The organism is Gilliamella sp. B3023 (genome assembly GCF_026536845.1).
GTDB classification, from domain to species: domain Bacteria; phylum Pseudomonadota; class Gammaproteobacteria; order Enterobacterales; family Orbaceae; genus Gilliamella; species Gilliamella apicola_E.
Genome location: NZ_JAFNNH010000072.1, coordinates 1 through 729, shown reverse-complemented (window position 1 = coordinate 729; position 729 = coordinate 1). Strand labels below are relative to the sequence as shown.

1 pseudogene is annotated in these 729 nt (G+C 45.4%); it reads right to left on the bottom strand.

Annotated features, from left to right (window positions below):
• Nucleotides 1-146 precede the first annotated feature (146 nt).
• A pseudogene (locus J3U16_RS12020) lies at nt 147-729 on the bottom strand (hypothetical protein); the annotation flags it as partial.

Sequence of the window (729 nt, the reverse complement as noted above, 5' to 3'; positions counted from 1 at the left end):
GGGTAATTCAAACGTCGCTTAGCCGCAAAATCGCTTTTTATAGCTAAACGACGTTGACTCCTTGAGTCAGCTTACTTTTAATCACCTAATACTATTTTTTATCACCCCCACCCTCGCCCTAAGGATTAAGGACGAAGAAATAAAAACTAAGGATGGGTGCAAAGTCCGTAGTAGGAGTAGTAGGACCAATTCACGGCACCGTCGTTTGTGCTCAAGAGAAACTGGTGACTACCACTCGGGTCACTAGTCCAGTACCAATCGCCGCGGAAGCCAACGCCTGAATAATCATTCATTTTGCCCCACTCAGTGAAAAAACCTGAACCTATATGTCGCATATAATGATTACCAGACGAGGAAGGGGTGGCGGTGACTGAACCCTGACAAAAAGTGCCTGAATAGTCACCACGACAAGATGCATTAGTTAAATCCCTTACGCGAGGCATCCGATAACCAACACTATTACACCAAGATAAGGTTTGAGGATACCTGTCCAATTTAGAACCTCGGTGGACGAACCACTGCTTCAAAGTAAAACCATATTTGACGACAGGAGCACCATTAGTATCACGACCGACCAACTCGAAGGTCTGAGGCAAAGTAAGTACGGAAAGACGACCAGGACTGGCTGAATTATGCTGGGATGTGGTAGCGTAAGGACCAGTTAAAGTAACGCGTACGCTTGTAGCAGTAGAATTAGACATAGTAGCAGTGATACCTCCATGAGAAACA